The sequence below is a fragment of the Thermococcus sp. Bubb.Bath genome (assembly GCF_012027595.1).
Taxonomy (GTDB): domain Archaea; phylum Methanobacteriota_B; class Thermococci; order Thermococcales; family Thermococcaceae; genus Thermococcus.
This window is the reverse complement of the sequence record NZ_SNUR01000006.1, coordinates 12,572-29,896: the sequence shown is the minus strand read 5'-3', so window position 1 is coordinate 29,896 and position 17,325 is coordinate 12,572. Positions and strand designations below refer to the sequence as shown.

The following is a 17,325-nucleotide window of genomic DNA, read 5'->3' as shown; positions in this document are numbered from 1 at the left end:
TGTATGGGAATTGGAACTATAGTTCTTGGAACAATTTTGCTTTTTGTTTTGATAATTCTGGCAAGTGCCATAAAGATAGTGAAGGAGTACGAGAGGGCAGTGATATTCAGGCTTGGTAGAGTCGTCGGTGCAAGGGGACCCGGGCTGTTCTTTATCATACCGGTGTTCGAAAAAGCATACATCGTTGACCTGCGTACGCGCGTTCTCGACGTTCCAGTTCAGGAGACTATCACAAAGGACAACGTTCCGGTTAAGGTGAATGCAGTAGTCTACTTCCGTGTTGTCGACCCGGTAAAGGCCGTCACTCGGGTTGCAAACTACATAATGGCCACGAGTCAGATAGCCCAGACAACGTTGAGGAGCGTTATAGGTCAGGCTCACCTCGACGAGCTCCTGAGCGAGAGGGAGAAGCTTAACATGGAGCTCCAGAAGATAATTGACGAGGCTACCGACCCCTGGGGCATAAAGGTGTCCACCGTCGAGATAAAGGACGTCGAGCTTCCCGCTGGAATGCAGAGGGCTATGGCCAAGCAGGCGGAGGCCGAGCGTGAGAGGAGGGCAAGGATAACTCTGGCAGAAGCCGAGAGACAGGCCGCTGAGAAGCTCCGCGATGCAGCCGAGATAGTGTCCCAGCACCCGATGGCGCTCCAGCTCAGAACCCTCCAGACCATCAGCGACGTGGCCAGTGATAAGAGCAACGTTATCGTCCTGCCGCTCCCGATGGAGATGCTCAAGCTCTTCAAGAGCTTCTCAGATGCGGGAGAGGCCTTTAAAAAGCTCGTCGAGGAGAAAGAGGCCTCCGAGTGAGGCCGCTATTTTTTTAAACCCTCTCCTTTTTGCCCTTTTAGTGTTGATTTGAACCGTTGACTGGAGGAATGTTGCCATGAATTCTGAAATGGAAACGGGAAAAAGGGAGATGCTGATAAAGTCCTTCTTCAATGAGGGTGCTATACTATTTGGCCGCTTCGTCCTGACCTCAGGGAAGGAGAGTGATTATTATATCAACGTAAAAAAGCTCACCACCAATCCAAAGGCTCTGAAGCTTATAGCGAAGCTCATGACCGAGAGGATAGAAGAAGCTGGAATAGAGTTCGACCGCGTTGCCGGCCCGGAGCTTGGGGCAGTCCCGATAGCAACTGCGCTCGCCCTTGAAACCGGAAAGCCCCTGGTTATAGTCAGGAAAAAGCCCAAGGGACACGGAACCGGAAGTCAGATAGAGGGGGAGGTAAAGCCTGGGGAAAGGGTTCTCCTCGTTGAGGACGTGACGACCACGGGTGGAAGCGTCTTAAAGGCTGCAGGCATTATCGAGTCCCTTGGTGGAGAGATAGCCGCGATATCCGTGGTAGTGGACAGGGAAGAAGGCGCAGAAAGGGCCATAACCAAAAAAGGGTACTCCTTTGTTCCACTCATTAGGGTATCAGAGCTTCTCTCCTTCAACTCCAGTGAGTGATGCGATGTAGGACGTCAGAGAGGTCATAAAGAAAGTGCCTTAATTTTCTTCTCTTCTCACTTCCTCCCTCGCCCTTGAAGAGCCATTGATACACGTTCTCACCCAGTGCCCTAAAGTCCTTTGACGCCTGGGCGCGGGGGAACTTTGCAAGAACGGGCATGCCATAGTTGATGGCGAGGGGAACGTGGTCGTCCAGAGCCACGACACCCAGGACGGGGACTCCAACGACTTCTTCAATGAAGTCCACAACATCATCTATATCCCTCCGTGCCTCTCGAACTTTGTTTATGACTACCCCCACTTTGAGCCCGAACTCGTCCCCTATTGCCTTTAGCTTCAACAACTCGTTCTCAAGCATCACTTTGAGGCTGTAAATTGGGGATCTCTCAAGCTCCAGAACTACAATCTGGTATTCCATAATGTTAAACGTGGGAAGGGCGTCGAAGGGTATCCCTACCGGGGAGTCCACAATAACAACGTTGTAGCTCTTCGAGTATTCTGAGACAATCTCCACAAGATGACTGTGATCGAGGTGGAGGACGTCGTAAATGTTGGGGCTCCCAGGTACGAGATGGACTCCCGTCCTGGGGTCCCTGTAAATGGCATCAAAAGGGTTTATTCGAGGATTCCGTAGAATTGAGTGGACGTTCACTGCGGGATTATCAATACCAAAGTGAAGCGATAGTTTGGGGAGGAATAGGTCGCCGTCGATAAGGAGGGTATCAATGCCCCTTCCAGAAAAGTATACCCCTAAGTTGCTCGTGGTAGTTGTTTTCCCTGCACCTCCCCTTCCGGTCACGACTATGTCGGGCGTTTCGAGCTACCCCATATAACTATCTGTGATGTGCATCAGAAAAGGTTTTCTCCCAATCCAGGGCAGTATGTAACGTCTCACAATAATGCGAAGATATAACAGTATTGGATTTTCCAAAGATTTGAGATTAATTATGAAAATGGAAAAAAGAAATCAGGGTATGCTTCAGCTTCCCTCCTCCAGATGACTCAATCTCAGGTGCTCCCCCAGGAATCCCATGACTTCCCCCGCCTTGAAGCCGGCACCAAGCACCAGCAGTACCACGGCGAACGTCAGCCTTGCCTCCGGCAGGCCCAGTTTGTCCACAGCAAAGCCGTAGACGGCGTAGAAAACCGCCATCACAAGGCCCGCGAGCATCTTGTCAAGGGAAAGCAGGGTAGCCCTCTTCTCGCTCGGTATCCTGTGCTGGAACTCCACGTTCAGGTTGAAGCCGAAGGCCGCCGTTAGGATTGTGAGGGTTATTCCGAGGATGACTATCCAGAGAGGGTTGGTGTAAACCACGGATAGAACTGTTAGTATAGGAAGGAGAAGGGGAGCCAATGAGTACGCCCGCCTGCTCCAGGGGTCGCGGAGGCGGACGCCGATGAGCCTTGGAACCGTCCTAACGGTGACCTCGACCACACCTAAGAGCCCCAGGGTGCCCATGAGCGTAGTTCTGAGACTTCTTGCGAGTACCTCCCCAAGGTAAGGCTCGAAGAACTTCCTGAACTGGTTGGCCTGCATGCTCACGACGATCGAAAGGAGGATGAGCCAGAAGAGCCTCGGCTGAAAGAGCTCCCCTAGTGAAGAGAGAGCGTGACCCAGATAAGCCTTCTCCGTTTTCTTGAACTCGTACTCCGGGATTGAGATGATTAATACCACCGCCGAAAGCTCAACGATGAGGCTCAGGACGAGGGGCAGGGTGAAGCCGTAGAACTGCGCCAGAAAGGCACCGGTTACCAGCGCCGTTGCCAAGAGGGGGATGGTTATGCTCTTCGCGTCCCTCATTACCTTCCTGTATTCCTTTTCCCTGCCGATGTGCTTCAGGTCGTCGAAAAGCCACGCTTCAAAGCTCCCGCTGACAAAGGCGGCGCCCAGGGAGGAGATGAGCACATATAAGAGGAGCATAGGAAAGTTCCTGAGGAAGAGAAGAACAACCGTTCCGAGGGCGTGTATAGTGAAGCCTATGAGGACGCTCAGCTTCCTGCTTATTTTGTCGCCGACGACCCCCGTGGGGACCTCGAAGAGGAAAGCTCCTAAAACCCCCACTGAGGTCTCAAGGCCTATCTGGGCGTAGCTGAAACCTTTGGAGAGGAAGTAGATAACGAGCAGGTTTCCAAGGAAGCCCGTGTTTATCAAGGCTATTAGGAGCTTGAACTTCTTGATTAAATCCATATCAAATCCCTCCCGGCGTTTTAGAGGACTGGGGTTTATTTTTCTATCGCTTCGACGGCCATAACCGTCTTTTCGTCCTCTCCTTTTACACCCGCCCCAATCTCCCAAGTCAAAACCTCCACCCAGCCACGCTCCCAGAGGGGCTTTTTCCAGAGAATTTCCCCGCTGGAGTCGAGTTCCATAAGGAGAGCAGTTCTCCCAACCTCTCCTCCGACGAGGATGCCGTCCTCAAGCGGTAGGAGCGAAGTGGCGGCCCCGTTGAGGAGGGTTACCTCCCACTCCCCGCCCCAGATCCAGAGGTCTTCATCAGAATAGCCAGCCAGGAGAAGCTTACCGTTCCAGAGGACCGCGGTTAAAGATATCCCTCCTTCTGTGATGGTCTCATGACCTGCTAAGTTCCCATCGGAATCGAAGTCGAAGGCGACGACTTTCCAGTACCTATCTTTGACACTCCCTACAAGTCTGGGTCTTTCCCCTAAAAGGAGAGATGCCGTTACAACGTCCTCCCAGCCCCCAAAGTCCTTCAGCCACAGCAGCTCACCGTCCATTGAGAGCATTCCCACGAAGAAGCCCCTGTTTCCAGTCCTTCCACTCTCACCGGCTATGAAGATTGAATCTCCTACCGGAAGGATTGAGTAAACGCACTCGTTGCCCCTTGTCTCGATCTTTCGCTCCCAGAGGACGTTTAACTCCTCATCAAGCCTCGCGACGTAGGCCTTCCACCCTTTGCCCCCCTCGGGAGTTGCTTCCCCCTCAACGGCGCCCCCTATCATGTAGCCGCCCTCGATCCGCGCTATTGAGTGCCCTTCCCAGTCGTTTTTCTCACCCAGAAAGCGGGTTTCGAGTACTTCTTCGCCCGTCATCCTCGCCAGCATGATTCTGTAGTTCCTTCCATCGTGGACGCTCCCGATGAGCAGATCGTCAGCTAAAGCGACCGGAACCGTCTCGACGCCGAAGGAGTACGTCTTCATTTCAGGACCTCCAGTTTTAGCTAAGCGTTTTTGTGGACAAAAAGTTTTAAAGTTTTTGTCAGTAGTAGTAAGCAGGTGATTTATGGTGGGGAAGAAAGATGTCCTTAAGATAGTTGCACTTATACTGGCCCTTGCCCTCGTCGCTTCCACCTACGGGTGGTGGGAGTGCGGGAGAAAGAATGAGCGACTTCTTGAAAGTATATACGTTGATTCCACCAGATCTCAAGTTTTCCTCTCGGACATGGCAGACTCTCTTAATGGTTCCATCAAAGCAAATGCTTCCAGTGATTACCTTTGGTCTCAGCTGGTTCTCTATGATGAGCATTCCATCTTTCTTGGAAAAATATTTTTCAACCTGTATGAGCAGACGGGGGAGAGGAAATACTATTTCATCCACACGGCCGCATATAACATTGCTGGCTTTTTCACCGCTGCCTTAAACGACAAACCTCCGCAAATGCAGGAAATGGTGAAAAGGAATCTTAAAAGCCTCGAGCGCATTCAGGAATGCTTTGGGGAGCTTTTAAGATATCAGAAACCCAATGAAATCCCCGAAAGCCTGGCGGAAGAACTCTTTAACCTTTCGGAGGAGCTAAAATGAAGGTAGTGCTAATCCCGATGAGGGTTGAGGATGGGAACTTCAAGGCCAACTGGGAGGAGTTCAAAAGACGTTTCATCGAGGCCTTAGAATACAACCCAGATTTCCTCATTTTTCCGGAGTACTGCCTCACCGGCTTTGAGGAGTGGGACTTCTCTGGAGCGAGGCTTTACGATGAAATTGTCGAGAGGGTGAGCGAGCTGGCAAGAGAGAACGGTGTTTACATAGTCTTCGGCCTTCTTGAGCCCTACAAGAACTGCGTCTACAATTCCGCCCTGCTCATCGGGCGGAGCGGAGAAATCCTTCTAAAGCACCGCAAGTTCCAGGAGCCCTACAAGTTCTGCACTGGCAACACGGTGAGGACTGTCAGAACGGAGTTTGGAAAGGTTTCAATCATCATCTGCGGCGACCTATACAACAAGCGCATAGCCAAGTGGGTGCGGAGGAAAAAGCCGGACATCCTCCTCGTGCCCATGGAGTATTCGCCCGAATACGGAGAACTAAACGAAGAGGACATCGAGGCCATGTCCGAGCGTGTTAGGGCCCTTGGAGTTAGGACGTTCATCGTTAACAGCTTCCCGCCCGGCGGCGCGTGGGTCTTTGAGAATGATGGGATCTTGGTTGCCGAGAGCAGGGGAGATGAAATCCTCCTCTGGGATGGGCAACCCTAAAATATCCCCTCTCCCAACTTTTTCCGGTGGTCTTATGAAGCTCTACGACGTTGATGAATTCTGGAAGTTTGACCTCCGCGTCGGCCTCGTTAAGAGGGCCGAGAAGCTGAAGAGGACGAAGAAGCTCATCAAGCTCGACGTTGACTTAGGCAAGGAAGAGCGGACGATAATAACGGGCATAGCCGACCAGTACTCACCGGAAGAGCTTGAGGGAAAGAAGTTCGTCTTCGTCCTTAACCTGAAGCCGAAGAAGCTCTCCGGAGTCGAGAGCTGGGGAATGCTCATCGTTGCGGAAACGGAGGAAGGAAAAGTCTACCTCCTACCGGTTCCCGAAGAGGTGCCTGTTGGGACGAGGGTGTGGTGAGATGTGGCTTTCCGCCAAGTTCGTGGATAATAATGTAGCCTTCTCACGGATGCCGACGGAGAAGGAGCTCGACGAGGTTGCTGAGGACTTCGATGCGGTGGTGGTTCTCGTTGGAAAGTACGAGCTTCCTTATTCGATTGATGAGTGGAAAAAGAGGGGTGTAGAAGTCCTCCACAGCCCGATAGCAGACTTCACGGCCCCGTCCCTTGAGCAGCTCCTCAAAATTCTCCTCTGGATTGAGAAGCGGGTTAATGTTGGCAAAAAAGTTCTAATCCACTGCATGGGCGGCCTGGGGAGGAGCGGAACGGTGGCGGTCGCGTGGCTCATGTACTCAAAGGGGCTGTCTTTGAGAAAGGCACTGATGAGGGTTCGCTCACTCCGTCCGGGGGCAGTAGAGACATGGGAGCAGATGGGAGTTTTAAAAGAGCTCGATACTTTTCTGTCAAAACGACAAAAATAATCAGAAAATACTCAAATTTTCGTCATGGTGATGTCTGAAACTGGGGAAGTCTTATTTGCACTGACATCATACCATCCCGAGTGATAGCTATGAAGGTGGCTGTTATAGGTGCGGGAACCATTGGGAGCGCCGTTGCGAAGGCCCTGAGCGAGGCCGGTCACGAGGTGGTGGCCACCAGGAGGAAAGTAGAGAAGGCTAAGTGGCTTGAGGAATACGGCGTTGAGGTTACCGACGACAACATCAGGGCGAGCGAATGGGCGGAGGTCGTGTTTCTGGCCGTTAAGCCCAACAAGGTTTCCCAGGTTCTCGGGGAAATAGGGAGGAACCTCAAGGGGAAGCTTCTTGTGTCGCTCGCAGCCGGAATAGGGCTTGACCACCTCAAAAGGCTCGCGCCGGGTTCCAGGGTCGTTAGGGCGATGCCTAACATAGCCGTTCTCGTGAAGGAATCATTTACAGCCTATTCAACTGACCTCAATGGAAAGGATGTTGAACTTGTGGAGACCCTCTTCTCCTCCTTTGGAAAATGTATCCATGTCGAGGAGGAGCACATGGACGCCATAACTGGACTCAGCGGTTCTGGACCGGCCTACGTTGCGGTCTTCCTTGAGGCCATGATCTACGGTGGTTTGAGAGTTGGCCTGCCAAGGGAAGTTGCGAGGATAGCCTCCCTCCAGACCCTCCTCGGAACCGCAAAACTCCTCATGGAGACGGATAAGCATCCCGCCGAGGTCAGGGAGTGGGTTATAACCCCCGGTGGAACGACGATAGATGGGATTTTCGAGCTTGAAGAAGGTCGGGTAAGGACGGCCGTGATGAAGGCTATAGACGCCGCCACCAAAAAGTCAAGGATACTCTCGAAGAGGCTTTAAAAGCCGTTGAAGCTCACCACATCCTCCAGCTTCTTTCTCTCGTATTTTGGCTTTGGATCCGCTGGATATCCAACTGGCAGTACCGTCTGGAGCTTGTACCCATCGGGGGCGTTTAGGACTTCCTCCACGGGTTTTGGATTGGGTGGCGTGTAGGTTACAGTCCCGAGGCCGAGCTCTTCGAGTGCGAGCAGGAGGTAGCCGACGGCTATCCACGTTGACTGGAGCCAGTAAGGGGCCTTCGTGTGGCCGAAGACGAGAATTAGGCACGGTGCCTCGCTCAAGAACGGCTTCTCCGGCTTAAAGCCCTCCGAGTTCAGCCAGGCCATCAGGTCACCTTTAGTTTTTGAGTAGAACTTCTCCTCTTCCCTCTCGCAGACTTCACGGATTTTGGCCTTCAGCCAGTCGTCATCAACAACCACGAACTTCCAGGGCTGAGCGTTCATCCCGGAGGGGGCTTCCTTGGCTGCTTTAATCGCATTCAGGATGTCTTCTTTTGGCGGTCTATCCGGTAGGAACCGCCTGACGGTCTTTCGTCTCTTCGCCAGCTCGAGGACGCGCATTGAACCACACCTATTGAATGTTGTTGCTCTCCAGAAAAAGTTTTAGGTCTTTTCACTGACCCTGTACCATGAAATGGTCAATTAAAGCGTCCATTGTGTTCATTGTTGTCGTGTTACTAATCTCAACATCATTCATAACTTATCATTGGAAGAGCAAACAGGAGAAACTTACTGTAAACGCTTCTGCTCTTAGGACCTTCCTCGAGTCGCAGTACGTTCCGGAGGCGGGGCTGCTGAGGGCGGCGGTAACGGCTTACCCCGATAACGAGACCATCTATGTCGCCAACGACAACCTGCTGGCGGCGAGAGCACTGACCCTCCTCGGTTCGCCGCTCGGGAAAAGGATCAAGGAAAACCTTGACGAGAACTACTCTGGCGGCTGGAACGGGAAGGCTGATGTTTTATTAGGACGGCCAATAAAGGGGTTTTTCTGCTCTGAAACGGAAGTTCTTGGGAAGATCTACTCCCAAAAGTTCCACTCGGAGTTCACCATAAAATATGAGCGGGCGAACCTCTCCTGCAGGATGGACGACTGGCAGGACTACGCAGACCTGTTAGCCTACGCGGCCCTTAACGAGACCCTAAATAGGGATAGAACCAAAGCAATGCAGTTTTACCGCTCCCTTATCGGCATGTGGGACGGAAACGGCTTTCGGGATAAAGCATTCAAAGGCGTTTATCAGACTTACAAGTGTGCCCTCTTCGTTTACCTCCACAGAATTTTGGGAAAACCGAGGGAAGGAGAAAAAGTCTTTGATGGGTGTATGGAGGCAATCTCCCGCCTCCAGGCCCCCAACGGCGGGATAAGAACCGGATATCGCATTGAAAATGGGGGGATAATCCCTAACGGAGACACGAACACAGAAACGACCTCCATGGTCGTTCTTGCCGTTTACCCTACTCCTACCTGATGCTCAAAACCTTTAAATTTTATACTAACAAAGATTATCCTGGTGAAGATAATGTTTGTTAACCGTAAAAATGAACTGGCTTTCTTGGAGAGGCTCCACCGCTCCGACAAAAAAGAGGTGCTGATAATCTACGGACGTCGGCGCGTTGGGAAGACCGAACTGATAAAGCGGTTTATTGCCGGGAAGGATGCAATATACTTTCTGGCCGACAGGGGCGGACTGGAGGCCAACGCGAGGCGCTTCTACAAAGAAGCCGCTGAAAGGCTCGACCTTCCCGATCTCGAAGTCAGGGACTTCAGAAGAGCCTTTGAGTTAATAAAACTGAAGGCTCCCGAGAGGCTGGTGGTCGTAATAGATGAGTTTTCGTACCTGCTCCTGGCGGACAAAAACACCTCGGCCGTGTTCCAGGCAATAATAGATGAAATACTCGATGATAGGTTCTTTTTGATACTGAGCGGCTCCCTTGTGGGTCTGATGGAGGGCCTGATGGGCTACACTAACCCCCTCTATGGAAGGAGAACGGCCCAGCTGAAGCTGAAACCTCTCGGCTTCTTCCACGTGGCGGAATACTTCAGCGATAGGCCCCTTGAGACGGTGGTTCAGATTTACTCAGTTACCGGCGGCGTTCCGATGTACTTCAGGCTCTTCCACGGAGAGAACTTCAGGAGGGAGCTTTTGGAGACTGCGTTTTCACCAACTTCAATCCTTTATGAGGAGCCGGAGTTCATTCTCCGGGAGGAACTTGGAGATGTTCACCGCTACTATTTGATACTCGAAGCGATGGCGAGCGGGAAGCACAGGGTGAGTGAGATTGCGAACTGGGCGGGAATAGACGCAAAGGACATGCCCAAGTACTTGAGAACGCTCATCTCCCTAGATCTAGTGAGACGGGAAGTTCCAATAACTGAGAGTGAGAGGAGCAGAAAGGCGCGTTATTATCTCAACGACCGCTTCTTTGAGTTCTGGTTCCGCTTTGTAAAACCAAACAGGGGAAGGATGGAAATCGGAACGTTCGAGATGGACTGGGAGGAGTTCAACGCCTACGTCGGGAAGGCCTTTGAAGAGGTTGCAAGACAGTTTTTGATCGAGCTAAACAAAACTAGCGGGCTTCCGTTTAGGTTCACAAAAATTGGCCGGTGGTGGCACAAGGGTGAGGAGATAGATCTCATAGCCCTTAATGAAAAGGAGAGGAAGTCCCTTTTCATTGAGGTGAAGTGGAAGGAGCTGAGGGAGAGGGAAGCGCGGGGAATTTTGAAAGACCTCATGAGAAAGTCGGGACTAGTGGGGCTGGATGGTTGGGAGGGGAGCTACGGACTCATTGCAAGGGGGATAACTGGAAAGAAAACCCTGAGGGAAGAGGGATATCTGGTCTGGGACTTAAAGGACTTCGAGAAATTCCGCTCTCAGACGTAAAACACCATCCCGTCGTAGGCAACGAGGACTTTATTTCCCCATCTTTTCCTCACGTATTCGACGAGCTCAAGGAATGGCAGGTTCTTGTGGGAGATGTGGCTTAAAACGGTTCTCTCTGCCAGCTGGAGACCTATCTGAGCGGCCTCGTTCACGTTGTTGTGGTTAGGATCGTCGAAGCCGGGCGGATAAGTGGCATCGACAATAGCGAGCCTCAGCGGTGCTTTCTCCCTCAGAAACTCCCAGGTCTCCCCGGGGAGGCCCTTCGTGTCGTAGAGCAGGGCCACGCTCTTCCCGTCCTCCTCGATGAGGTAGCCGAGTGTCTCTACCTCATGGTCGAGTCTTATGGCCGTTATCTTCAGCGTGTCCATTCTTAAAGTATCGCCGGGCTTCAGCGTCTTTGGCCGCAGGTTCTTCGGGTCGTTGAGGATTAGGGCATCTGCGTGCCCCTCCGGCGCGTAGAGAGGTGTCTCCATCGCCATCCAGCGGAGCTTGTAGAGACCGTAGATATGGTCGTGGTGCCAGTGGGTCAGGAAGATCGCCTCAAGCGGAACGTTGAGGAAGTCCCTTATATCAGTCCCAACGTCGAAGAGAACGGCCTTCCGGTTTTCGGTGATTACTGCGAGCGTCGAGGGTTTTCTCTGGGCGAAGCCGAACTTCCGGGCTTCATTGCACGTTGAGCAGGTGCAGAGGTGAGCTGGAATTCCCTCGCTCCCGCCCGTGCCGATAAAGTAGACGAGCATCTCCATCACCAGGCATCAAGATGTTTTATGACTGTAAAATACAACCGATTTATAAGCGTTCCCACCGGAAGACACTTTAACTTAATTACTAAACTCTCAGCGATTGCTATGAAGTTCATCGCCGACATGATGCTCGGCCGCCTAGCACGCTGGCTCCGCCTCTACGGCTACGACACCCTCTACGGGGTAGTGGACGATGATGACATCATTAAGAGGGCCCTCGAGGAGGGAAGGGTAATTATAACTCGCGATGGTGGACTCGCTCAGAGGGCCAGGACGGCAGGGGTAGAGGTCTTTCTTCTCTCCTCGAACTCCCTTGAGGGCCAGGTCGAGGAGCTGAAAAAGTTTGGGATTGGGTTCAAGGAGCTCTTTCCGGCGAATGCTCGCTGTCCCAAGTGCAACGGGCCGATAGAACGGGTTCCTAAAGAATACGTTAAGGACAAAGTTCCGGGGAGTGTTTACGAGCGCTACGATGAGTTCTACGTCTGCAAGAAATGCGGTCAAATCTACTGGCCCGGAAGGCAGTGGAGAGAGATGCTTAAAATCGACAGGAAGCTTAGACTCGGAAAATCGGAGAAGGAAAATTAAAACGAAAAGGTCTCACCCGAGCGGGTAGTGGCAGGCCACGAAGTGGTTGTGAGAAACCTCAACCAGCTTCGGCTCCTCGCTCCTGCACTTCTCGTCCGCGAATGGGCATCTTGGGTGGAAGCGACATCCCGGCGGTATGTGGGCGGCGTTCGGAACTTCACCAGTTATTCTGAATTTCTTCTCCTTCTTCCGCCTGGCTATAGATGGAACTGCTTCTATGAGGGCCGCCGTGTAGGGGTGGGCGGGGTTCTTCAGGACTTCCTTCGTTGGGCCTATCTCGACTATCCTCCCGAGGTACATGACGGCAATTCTGTCCGCTATGAGCTTTCCGACGGCTATGTCGTGGGTTATGAAGAGCTGGCTGAGGTTGTACTCCTTCCTGAAGGACTCCAGAAGCTCCAGTATAGAGGCACGCATTGAGACGTCTATCATCGAGACGGCTTCGTCTGCAACCACGAACTTCGGCTTGAGTATCATTGCCCTCGCTATCACCACACGCTGCCTCTGGCCGCCGCTTAGGTGGTGCGGATAGCGGTCGTAAAACTCGTCCTCGGGAGTCAGGCCGACGCGCTTGAGCATCTGTAAGGCGGCTTCCTTTGTATCCTCCTTTGTGGCGAGCCCGTGGACGAGGAGCGGGTGCGCTATCGCGTCGCCTATTTTCATCCTCGGGCTTAAACTTGAGTACGGATCCTGGAAGATTATCTGCATTCTCCTCCTGAAGGGCCTGAGCTCCTCCTGGGAGAGCTTTGTTATGTCCGTCCCATCGAAGATTATCCTCCCACTAGTTGGTTCTATGAGCCTCAGGATGGTCCTTCCCGCGGTCGTTTTTCCACAGCCGCTCTCGCCTATGAGGGCGAGAACCTCGCCGCGGGCTATATCGAAGGTTATCCCGTCAACGGCCATTACATAGCGCTGTTCCTTCTTTCTGAACGACTCGAGGAGGCCCTGCTTTATCGGGAAGTACTTCTTGAGGTTCCTGACCGACAGGAGCGGTTCACTCATTTCTCGCACCCCCGTGGAGGTGGCAGGCGACGAGGTGTCCCGGTTCAACCTCTATAAGCTCCGGTTCAACGGCATTGCACAGGCCTTTTAGCTCTGCTTTCTCCTTGAACACTGGACAGCGCGGGTGGAAGCGGCAGCCGCTGGGAGGGCTCCTTAAGTCCGGCGGGTAGCCCTCTATGGGTTTTACCTCCCCTTCTTTCCATAGATCTGGAACGCTCTGAACCAATCCCCTCGTGTAGGGATGGAGGGGGTTCTCGATTATCTGTTCCGTCGTTCCTATCTCCACAAGCTTTCCCGCGTACATGACAGCTATTCTATCGCTCCTCTCCGCCGCCAATGAGATATCGTGGGTGACGAAATAGATGCTCGTCCCCTCCGCCTTCATCTCGTCTATCAGGTCCATTATCGCGTCCTGGACTATGACGTCGAGGGCGGTTGTAGGCTCATCTGCTATAATGAGCTTGGGCTTGAAGGCCATGGCCATCGCTATGCTTATTCTCTGCCTCTGCCCTCCGGAGAGCTGGTGGGGGTAGTAGTCGAGCCTGTCCGCGGGCAGGTTCACCTTTTCAAGGAGTTCCTTTGCCTGCTCCTTAGCCTCCTCCTCGGGAACGCCGTGAACCGTCATCGTCTCCACTATCTGGTCGCCGACCTTTCTCAGGGGGTCAAGGCTCGTCATCGGGTCCTGAAAGACCATGCTGAGCTCCTTCCCGCGGATCTGCCGGAGCTCTTCCTTATCCATATCCAGCAGATTCTTCCCGTTGAAGATAACCTCCCCCGAGACGATCCTCCCCGGCGACGGGACGATGTTCATGACCGCGTGGGCCACCGTTGATTTGCCGCTTCCGCTCTCTCCGACGAAGGTTATCCACTCTCCCTCCTTGACGCTGAAGGAGACGTTTTCAGCGCCCCTGACGACACCGGAGAGGGTGTAGTAGTAAACGCTCAGGTTTTTGACTTCTAGCAACATTCTCCTCACCTCGTTCCAAGGGAAAGCCTCTCGTTGATGGCCTCGCCTATCATGGCAAACCCCATGGCCAGGAGCATGATCATTATCCCCGGGAAGAAGGCAAGCCACCAGTAACCGTCGAGGAGGAAGGGCTGGCCGACGTGGAGGTCGTATCCCCAGTCGGGAGTCGGCGGGGTCACTGAAAGACCGAGGAAGCTCAAACCTGCCTCCGTTAGGATGGCATCCGCAACGCTGAGGGTGAACACGACCAGAACGGTCGGCATGACGTTGGGCAGGATGTACTTGCGCATTATCTCTCTGTTCTTGGTCCCTATGGCCTTGGCGGCCTCGACGAAGAGCTGGCCCTTGAGACTGAGCGTCTGACCGCGCACCATCCTGAAATAGGTCGGTACGTAGACGAAGCTTATTGCCACCGCGGTGTTGATGGGACTGGGGCCGAGGACAACGGCTATCACTATGGCCAGGATGAGGGACGGGAAGGAGTAGATGCTGTCCATTATCATGCTGAGGGTTCTATCGGTTTTTCCGCCGTAGTATCCGGAGAGGAGGCCGAGGGGCACCCCAATGACTATTGAAAGTGTGGTGGCCACTGCCACTACGTAGAGGATTATCCTGGAGCCCCAGATTATCCTGGAGAAGACATCCTGACCCAGGTTGTTGGTTCCCATCGGGTGCTTCCAGCTTGGGGGCGAGAAGACGTCCGGTCCTATCTCCGTCGGATTGTATGGGGATATCACTGGGGCTAGGAGGGCCAGTAGTATGACAGTGAAGACTACAATGAGACCGAATATGAGAAGCCCCCTGCCGGGTTTCCTTTCCCTGAGCGGTTTCAGCAGGTAGTCGATAACTCTCATTCTTATCCCTCCTCAGTACTCCACCCTCGGATCGAGGATTGCGTAGATTATGTCCACGATAAGGCTGATCAGGCCGACGAAGAGGGCGAAGACTATCACCGCACCTTGGATAGAGTTGTAGTCGCGGTAGTTAATCCTGTCCATGATGAAGGTGCCCATTCCCGGCCAGTTGAAGGTGGTCTCGGTAAGGACCGCACCGCCGAGGAGTATCGCGAACTGGAGGCCCATGAGCGTCACAACGGGGATAAACGCATTCTTGAGGGCGTACCGGAGGACTTTCCGGTCCGGGACTCCCCTCGCCTTGTAGGAGCGTATGAAGTCCTGACTGAGGACGTCGATCATGTTGTTCCTGACGAGACGGGTGTAGGCTCCGCTGAGCACTATTCCGAGGGTTAAACTGGGCAGGATGAGGTGTTCGGCCACGCTCACGAAAGCCGCCCAGTTCCCTTCAACCAGGCTGTCAAGGAGATAAAGGCCGGTTATGGAGTGGAACGAGGTTATGCCCGGGTCAATCCTTCCGGATGTGGGTAGCCAGTGGAGTTTGACCCCGAAGAGGTACTGGAGCATCATTCCAAACCACGGTATGAAGAGGGTGTAGGCGACTATGCTGTATACCCTCATACTAGTATCTATCTTCGTTCCCTTCCTAACGGCTCCCCAAACGCCTGTGGCAAGGCCCAGGAGAACGCTCACTGTGAAGGCGAAGATCGTGAGCTCTATAGTCGCCGGAAGGCGGAGGGCTATGTAACTCGAAACGGGCTTGCCCATCGGCGAGGCGAGGGTAACGCCGAGGTTACCGTGGAGCATCTTCCAGAGATAGTCGAAGTACTGGACGTAGAGCGGTTTATCGAGACCGGCCATGTGCTCCAAGTGGTGGAGTTGCTCGGGTGGGATGTTTTTGGTTCCCACAACGGCCAGAATCGGATTTCCGGGGAGAACGCGGAGGAATAGGAAAACTATCGTATAGAGGATGAGTATCATTGGGATTATCATAAGGGCCCTTATTACTATGTAGCGACCCAATCCCCTGGCCAAGTTAATCACCCCTTTAGTTCGATACAACAGACAAAAAGGAAAACAAAAGAGAAATCATCCCGTCTTGTAGACGGTGTTGTAGTGGAATATCATGTCCGGTCCGATGGTAACGCCCTCAACGTTCTTCTGGGTCACGACGAAGAGCTTGCCCTGGATCAGCGGTATGTATGGAACGTCCTGGGCCAGGATGTCCTGGGCCTGCTCGTACAGGCTTGCCCTCTGGGTCTGGTCCGTTATAGTCTGGGCCTTCCTGAGTATGGTGTTCATCTGGGTGTTGTTGTAGCCGGTTCCAGCCCAGCCGTTGGCGTCTCCGTCAAGGAACGGGGTGGTGTAGTCATCCGGATCAAGGTAGTCCGGGTACCAGCCGAGAAGGTAGACCATCATCTGGCCCTTCCTGGCGTAGTCGGTGTAGGTGTTCCACTCGGCGCTCTTTATCTCGACTTTGATCATACCCGTCTTCTCCCACTCGCTCTTGAGAACCTGGGCGAGTGAGGCCTCTGTGTCACCGTAGTGAGTCGGCGTGTACCAGAGCGTTATCTGGAGTGGATTGCTCTCGGAGTAACCGGCTTCGCTGAGGAGCTTCTTGGCGAGGTCGAGGTTGGCGTCGCCGTAAACATCCTTGAAGACGTCCTTGTGGCTCCACATCCCGTTTGGAATGAGGCTGTAGAGCGGCTCAACGGTGTCCTGGAAGACAACGCTGGCTATTTCAGACCTGTTAACGGCCGCCGCGAGGGCCTGCCTGACCTTGATGTTCTTCGTCGGGTTGATCTTGGTGTTTAGGCATATATATCTTATGAACGCTCCAGGAACCTCTATGACCTTTACATTTTTATCCTGCTCGAGGCTCTTTATGTCAGTCGGCCTCAGGGTTCTCCAAGCTATGTCGATCTCGCCGTTCTGGAGGGCCAACCTCATGGTCGAGGCGTCGTTGTAGAACTTGACTATTATCATCTTAGTCTTGGGTTTGGAGCCGTAGTAGTAGGGGTTGGCCTCGAGGACGAGCTCCTGGTCGCGGACCCATTTGGTTATCTTGTACGGGCCGATTCCTCCGTAAGTAGCGTCGCTGTCTATTTTATCGTTGTCATACTTCGGGCTCACCGGGAAGTACGGCGGGGTCGTTAAGAGGGAGAGGAAGTAGGCCGTTGGGTGCTTGAGGTAGAAGACGACGGTGTAGTTGTCCTTGGCTTCGACGTGGTCAACGAAGCTGGTTACAAGCCAGGAGGGGTCCCCCTTTATGGTCATAACCCTGTTGATGCTCCTAACCACATCCCGCGCTGTGAACGGGGTTCCGTCGTCGAACTTAAGCCCCTGCCGCAGGTGGAAGGTCCAGACAGTTGAGTCGTTGTTGACATCCCAACTCTTGGCGAGGCCGGGTTCTATCTCCAGGGTCCCAGGCTTGTATTTCACAAGGCCCTCCATCACGTTGTTGAGAACCTCCCAGGTGTAGAAGTCGTAGGCGTTGGCCGGATCGAGGTCGGTAACCTTGTCTGTCACTCCTATTATCAGCTGGGCCGCAACCTGGGGGGAGCTACTTGTCCCCTGCGAGGGGCTTGATGTAGTTGACGAGGTGCCACCTCCACCGAGGCAGCCGCTGGCCACTACAGAAAAAACGACCAAAAACACTAAAACTACTGGCAGATACCGCCTTTTCATAGTTTTCACCAGTGTATTATTAAGTTCATGC

20 protein-coding genes are annotated in these 17,325 nt (G+C 53.3%); 10 read left to right on the top strand and 10 right to left on the bottom strand.

The window, feature by feature from the left end; translation table 11 throughout:
- Window positions 1-3: 3 nt before the first annotated feature.
- Both E3E29_RS10500 and pyrE read left to right on the top strand, forming a co-directional pair.
- Window positions 4-807 carry a slipin family protein gene (locus tag E3E29_RS10500; RefSeq protein WP_167910948.1) on the top strand — a complete coding sequence of 268 codons (804 nt, stop codon included), beginning with the start codon at window positions 4-6 and terminating at the stop codon, window positions 805-807.
- Window positions 808-883: 76 nt separating this feature from the next.
- On the top strand, window positions 884-1,450 hold the full coding sequence (pyrE, locus tag E3E29_RS10495; protein ID WP_394352991.1) for an orotate phosphoribosyltransferase: 567 nt from the start codon (window positions 884-886) through the stop codon (window positions 1,448-1,450).
- On the opposite strand, the gene E3E29_RS10490 is transcribed toward pyrE, so the two are convergent.
- From E3E29_RS10490 to E3E29_RS10480, 3 genes are all read right to left on the bottom strand, one after another.
- Window positions 1,434-2,249: a MinD/ParA family protein gene (locus E3E29_RS10490; RefSeq protein WP_342764719.1), complete on the bottom strand. Its 816-nt coding sequence runs from the start codon at window positions 2,247-2,249 to the stop codon at window positions 1,434-1,436. The genes pyrE and E3E29_RS10490 overlap by 17 nt on opposite strands.
- 180 nt (window positions 2,250-2,429) lie before the next feature.
- Complete coding sequence (locus tag E3E29_RS10485; protein ID WP_167910947.1) at window positions 2,430-3,638, bottom strand: MFS transporter; 1,209 nt, start codon at window positions 3,636-3,638, stop codon at window positions 2,430-2,432.
- A gap of 35 nt (window positions 3,639-3,673) precedes the next feature.
- Window positions 3,674-4,609 (bottom strand): hypothetical protein, encoded by a 936-nt coding sequence (locus E3E29_RS10480; RefSeq protein ID WP_167910946.1) that lies wholly within the window; start codon window positions 4,607-4,609, stop codon window positions 3,674-3,676.
- An 85-nt stretch (window positions 4,610-4,694) separates the two neighbouring features.
- On the opposite strand from E3E29_RS10480, the gene E3E29_RS10475 reads away from it, so the two are divergent.
- The 5 genes from E3E29_RS10475 to proC all read left to right on the top strand — a co-directional run bounded on the left by E3E29_RS10475 (window position 4,695) and on the right by proC (window position 7,571).
- A complete protein-coding gene (locus E3E29_RS10475) occupies window positions 4,695-5,210 on the top strand; it encodes a hypothetical protein (protein WP_206205890.1) in 516 nt (171 codons plus the stop codon).
- Window positions 5,207-5,878, top strand: a complete 672-nt coding sequence (locus E3E29_RS10470; protein ID WP_167910944.1) for a carbon-nitrogen hydrolase family protein — start codon at window positions 5,207-5,209, stop codon at window positions 5,876-5,878. Before E3E29_RS10475 ends, E3E29_RS10470 begins: the two co-directional genes overlap by 4 nt.
- A 34-nt stretch (window positions 5,879-5,912) precedes the next feature.
- Window positions 5,913-6,242 (top strand): methionine--tRNA ligase subunit beta, encoded by a 330-nt coding sequence (gene metG, locus E3E29_RS10465; protein WP_167910943.1) that lies wholly within the window; start codon window positions 5,913-5,915, stop codon window positions 6,240-6,242.
- A 1-nt stretch (window position 6,243) separates the two neighbouring features.
- Window positions 6,244-6,702, top strand: a complete 459-nt coding sequence (locus tag E3E29_RS10460; protein WP_167910999.1) for a dual specificity protein phosphatase family protein — start codon at window positions 6,244-6,246, stop codon at window positions 6,700-6,702.
- An 89-nt stretch (window positions 6,703-6,791) separates the two neighbouring features.
- Window positions 6,792-7,571: a pyrroline-5-carboxylate reductase gene (proC, locus tag E3E29_RS10455; RefSeq protein WP_167910998.1), complete on the top strand. Its 780-nt coding sequence runs from the start codon at window positions 6,792-6,794 to the stop codon at window positions 7,569-7,571.
- On the opposite strand, the gene E3E29_RS10450 is transcribed toward proC, so the two are convergent.
- Window positions 7,568-8,131: a nitroreductase family protein gene (locus tag E3E29_RS10450; protein ID WP_167910942.1), complete on the bottom strand. Its 564-nt coding sequence runs from the start codon at window positions 8,129-8,131 to the stop codon at window positions 7,568-7,570. The two genes, proC and E3E29_RS10450, sit on opposite strands and share 4 nt — an antisense overlap.
- A 68-nt stretch (window positions 8,132-8,199) precedes the next feature.
- Here E3E29_RS10450 and E3E29_RS10445 point away from each other — a divergent pair, with 68 nt between their 5' ends.
- Both E3E29_RS10445 and E3E29_RS10440 read left to right on the top strand, forming a co-directional pair.
- Entirely contained in the window at window positions 8,200-9,042 is an 843-nt protein-coding gene (locus E3E29_RS10445; protein WP_206205889.1) for a hypothetical protein, read from the top strand.
- A 51-nt stretch (window positions 9,043-9,093) separates the two neighbouring features.
- Window positions 9,094-10,455, top strand: a complete 1,362-nt coding sequence (locus E3E29_RS10440; protein WP_167910996.1) for an ATP-binding protein — start codon at window positions 9,094-9,096, stop codon at window positions 10,453-10,455.
- On the opposite strand, the gene E3E29_RS10435 is transcribed toward E3E29_RS10440, so the two are convergent.
- Window positions 10,446-11,195 (bottom strand): MBL fold metallo-hydrolase, encoded by a 750-nt coding sequence (locus E3E29_RS10435; RefSeq protein WP_167910995.1) that lies wholly within the window; start codon window positions 11,193-11,195, stop codon window positions 10,446-10,448. The two genes, E3E29_RS10440 and E3E29_RS10435, sit on opposite strands and share 10 nt — an antisense overlap.
- A gap of 108 nt (window positions 11,196-11,303) precedes the next feature.
- Between E3E29_RS10435 and E3E29_RS10430 the strand changes: the two genes are divergently transcribed.
- Window positions 11,304-11,783: a Mut7-C RNAse domain-containing protein gene (locus E3E29_RS10430; protein ID WP_167910941.1), complete on the top strand. Its 480-nt coding sequence runs from the start codon at window positions 11,304-11,306 to the stop codon at window positions 11,781-11,783.
- Between the two features lie 12 nt (window positions 11,784-11,795).
- Here the strand turns inward: E3E29_RS10430 and E3E29_RS10425 are convergent, their stop codons facing one another.
- Genes E3E29_RS10425 through E3E29_RS10405 form a run of 5 tightly spaced genes read right to left on the bottom strand, consistent with a single transcriptional unit; the run spans window position 11,796 to window position 17,294 of the window.
- Complete coding sequence (locus tag E3E29_RS10425; protein ID WP_167910940.1) at window positions 11,796-12,785, bottom strand: ABC transporter ATP-binding protein; 990 nt, start codon at window positions 12,783-12,785, stop codon at window positions 11,796-11,798.
- Window positions 12,778-13,752: an ABC transporter ATP-binding protein gene (locus E3E29_RS10420; RefSeq protein ID WP_206205888.1), complete on the bottom strand. Its 975-nt coding sequence runs from the start codon at window positions 13,750-13,752 to the stop codon at window positions 12,778-12,780. Before E3E29_RS10420 ends, E3E29_RS10425 begins: the two co-directional genes overlap by 8 nt.
- 5 nt (window positions 13,753-13,757) lie before the next feature.
- Complete coding sequence (locus E3E29_RS10415) at window positions 13,758-14,606, bottom strand: ABC transporter permease (protein WP_167910938.1); 849 nt, start codon at window positions 14,604-14,606, stop codon at window positions 13,758-13,760.
- Between the two features lie 12 nt (window positions 14,607-14,618).
- Window positions 14,619-15,650: an ABC transporter permease gene (locus E3E29_RS10410; protein ID WP_342764717.1), complete on the bottom strand. Its 1,032-nt coding sequence runs from the start codon at window positions 15,648-15,650 to the stop codon at window positions 14,619-14,621.
- Window positions 15,651-15,695: 45 nt separating this feature from the next.
- Complete coding sequence (locus E3E29_RS10405) at window positions 15,696-17,294, bottom strand: ABC transporter substrate-binding protein (protein WP_167910993.1); 1,599 nt, start codon at window positions 17,292-17,294, stop codon at window positions 15,696-15,698.
- Between the last annotated feature and the right edge of the window lie 31 nt (window positions 17,295-17,325).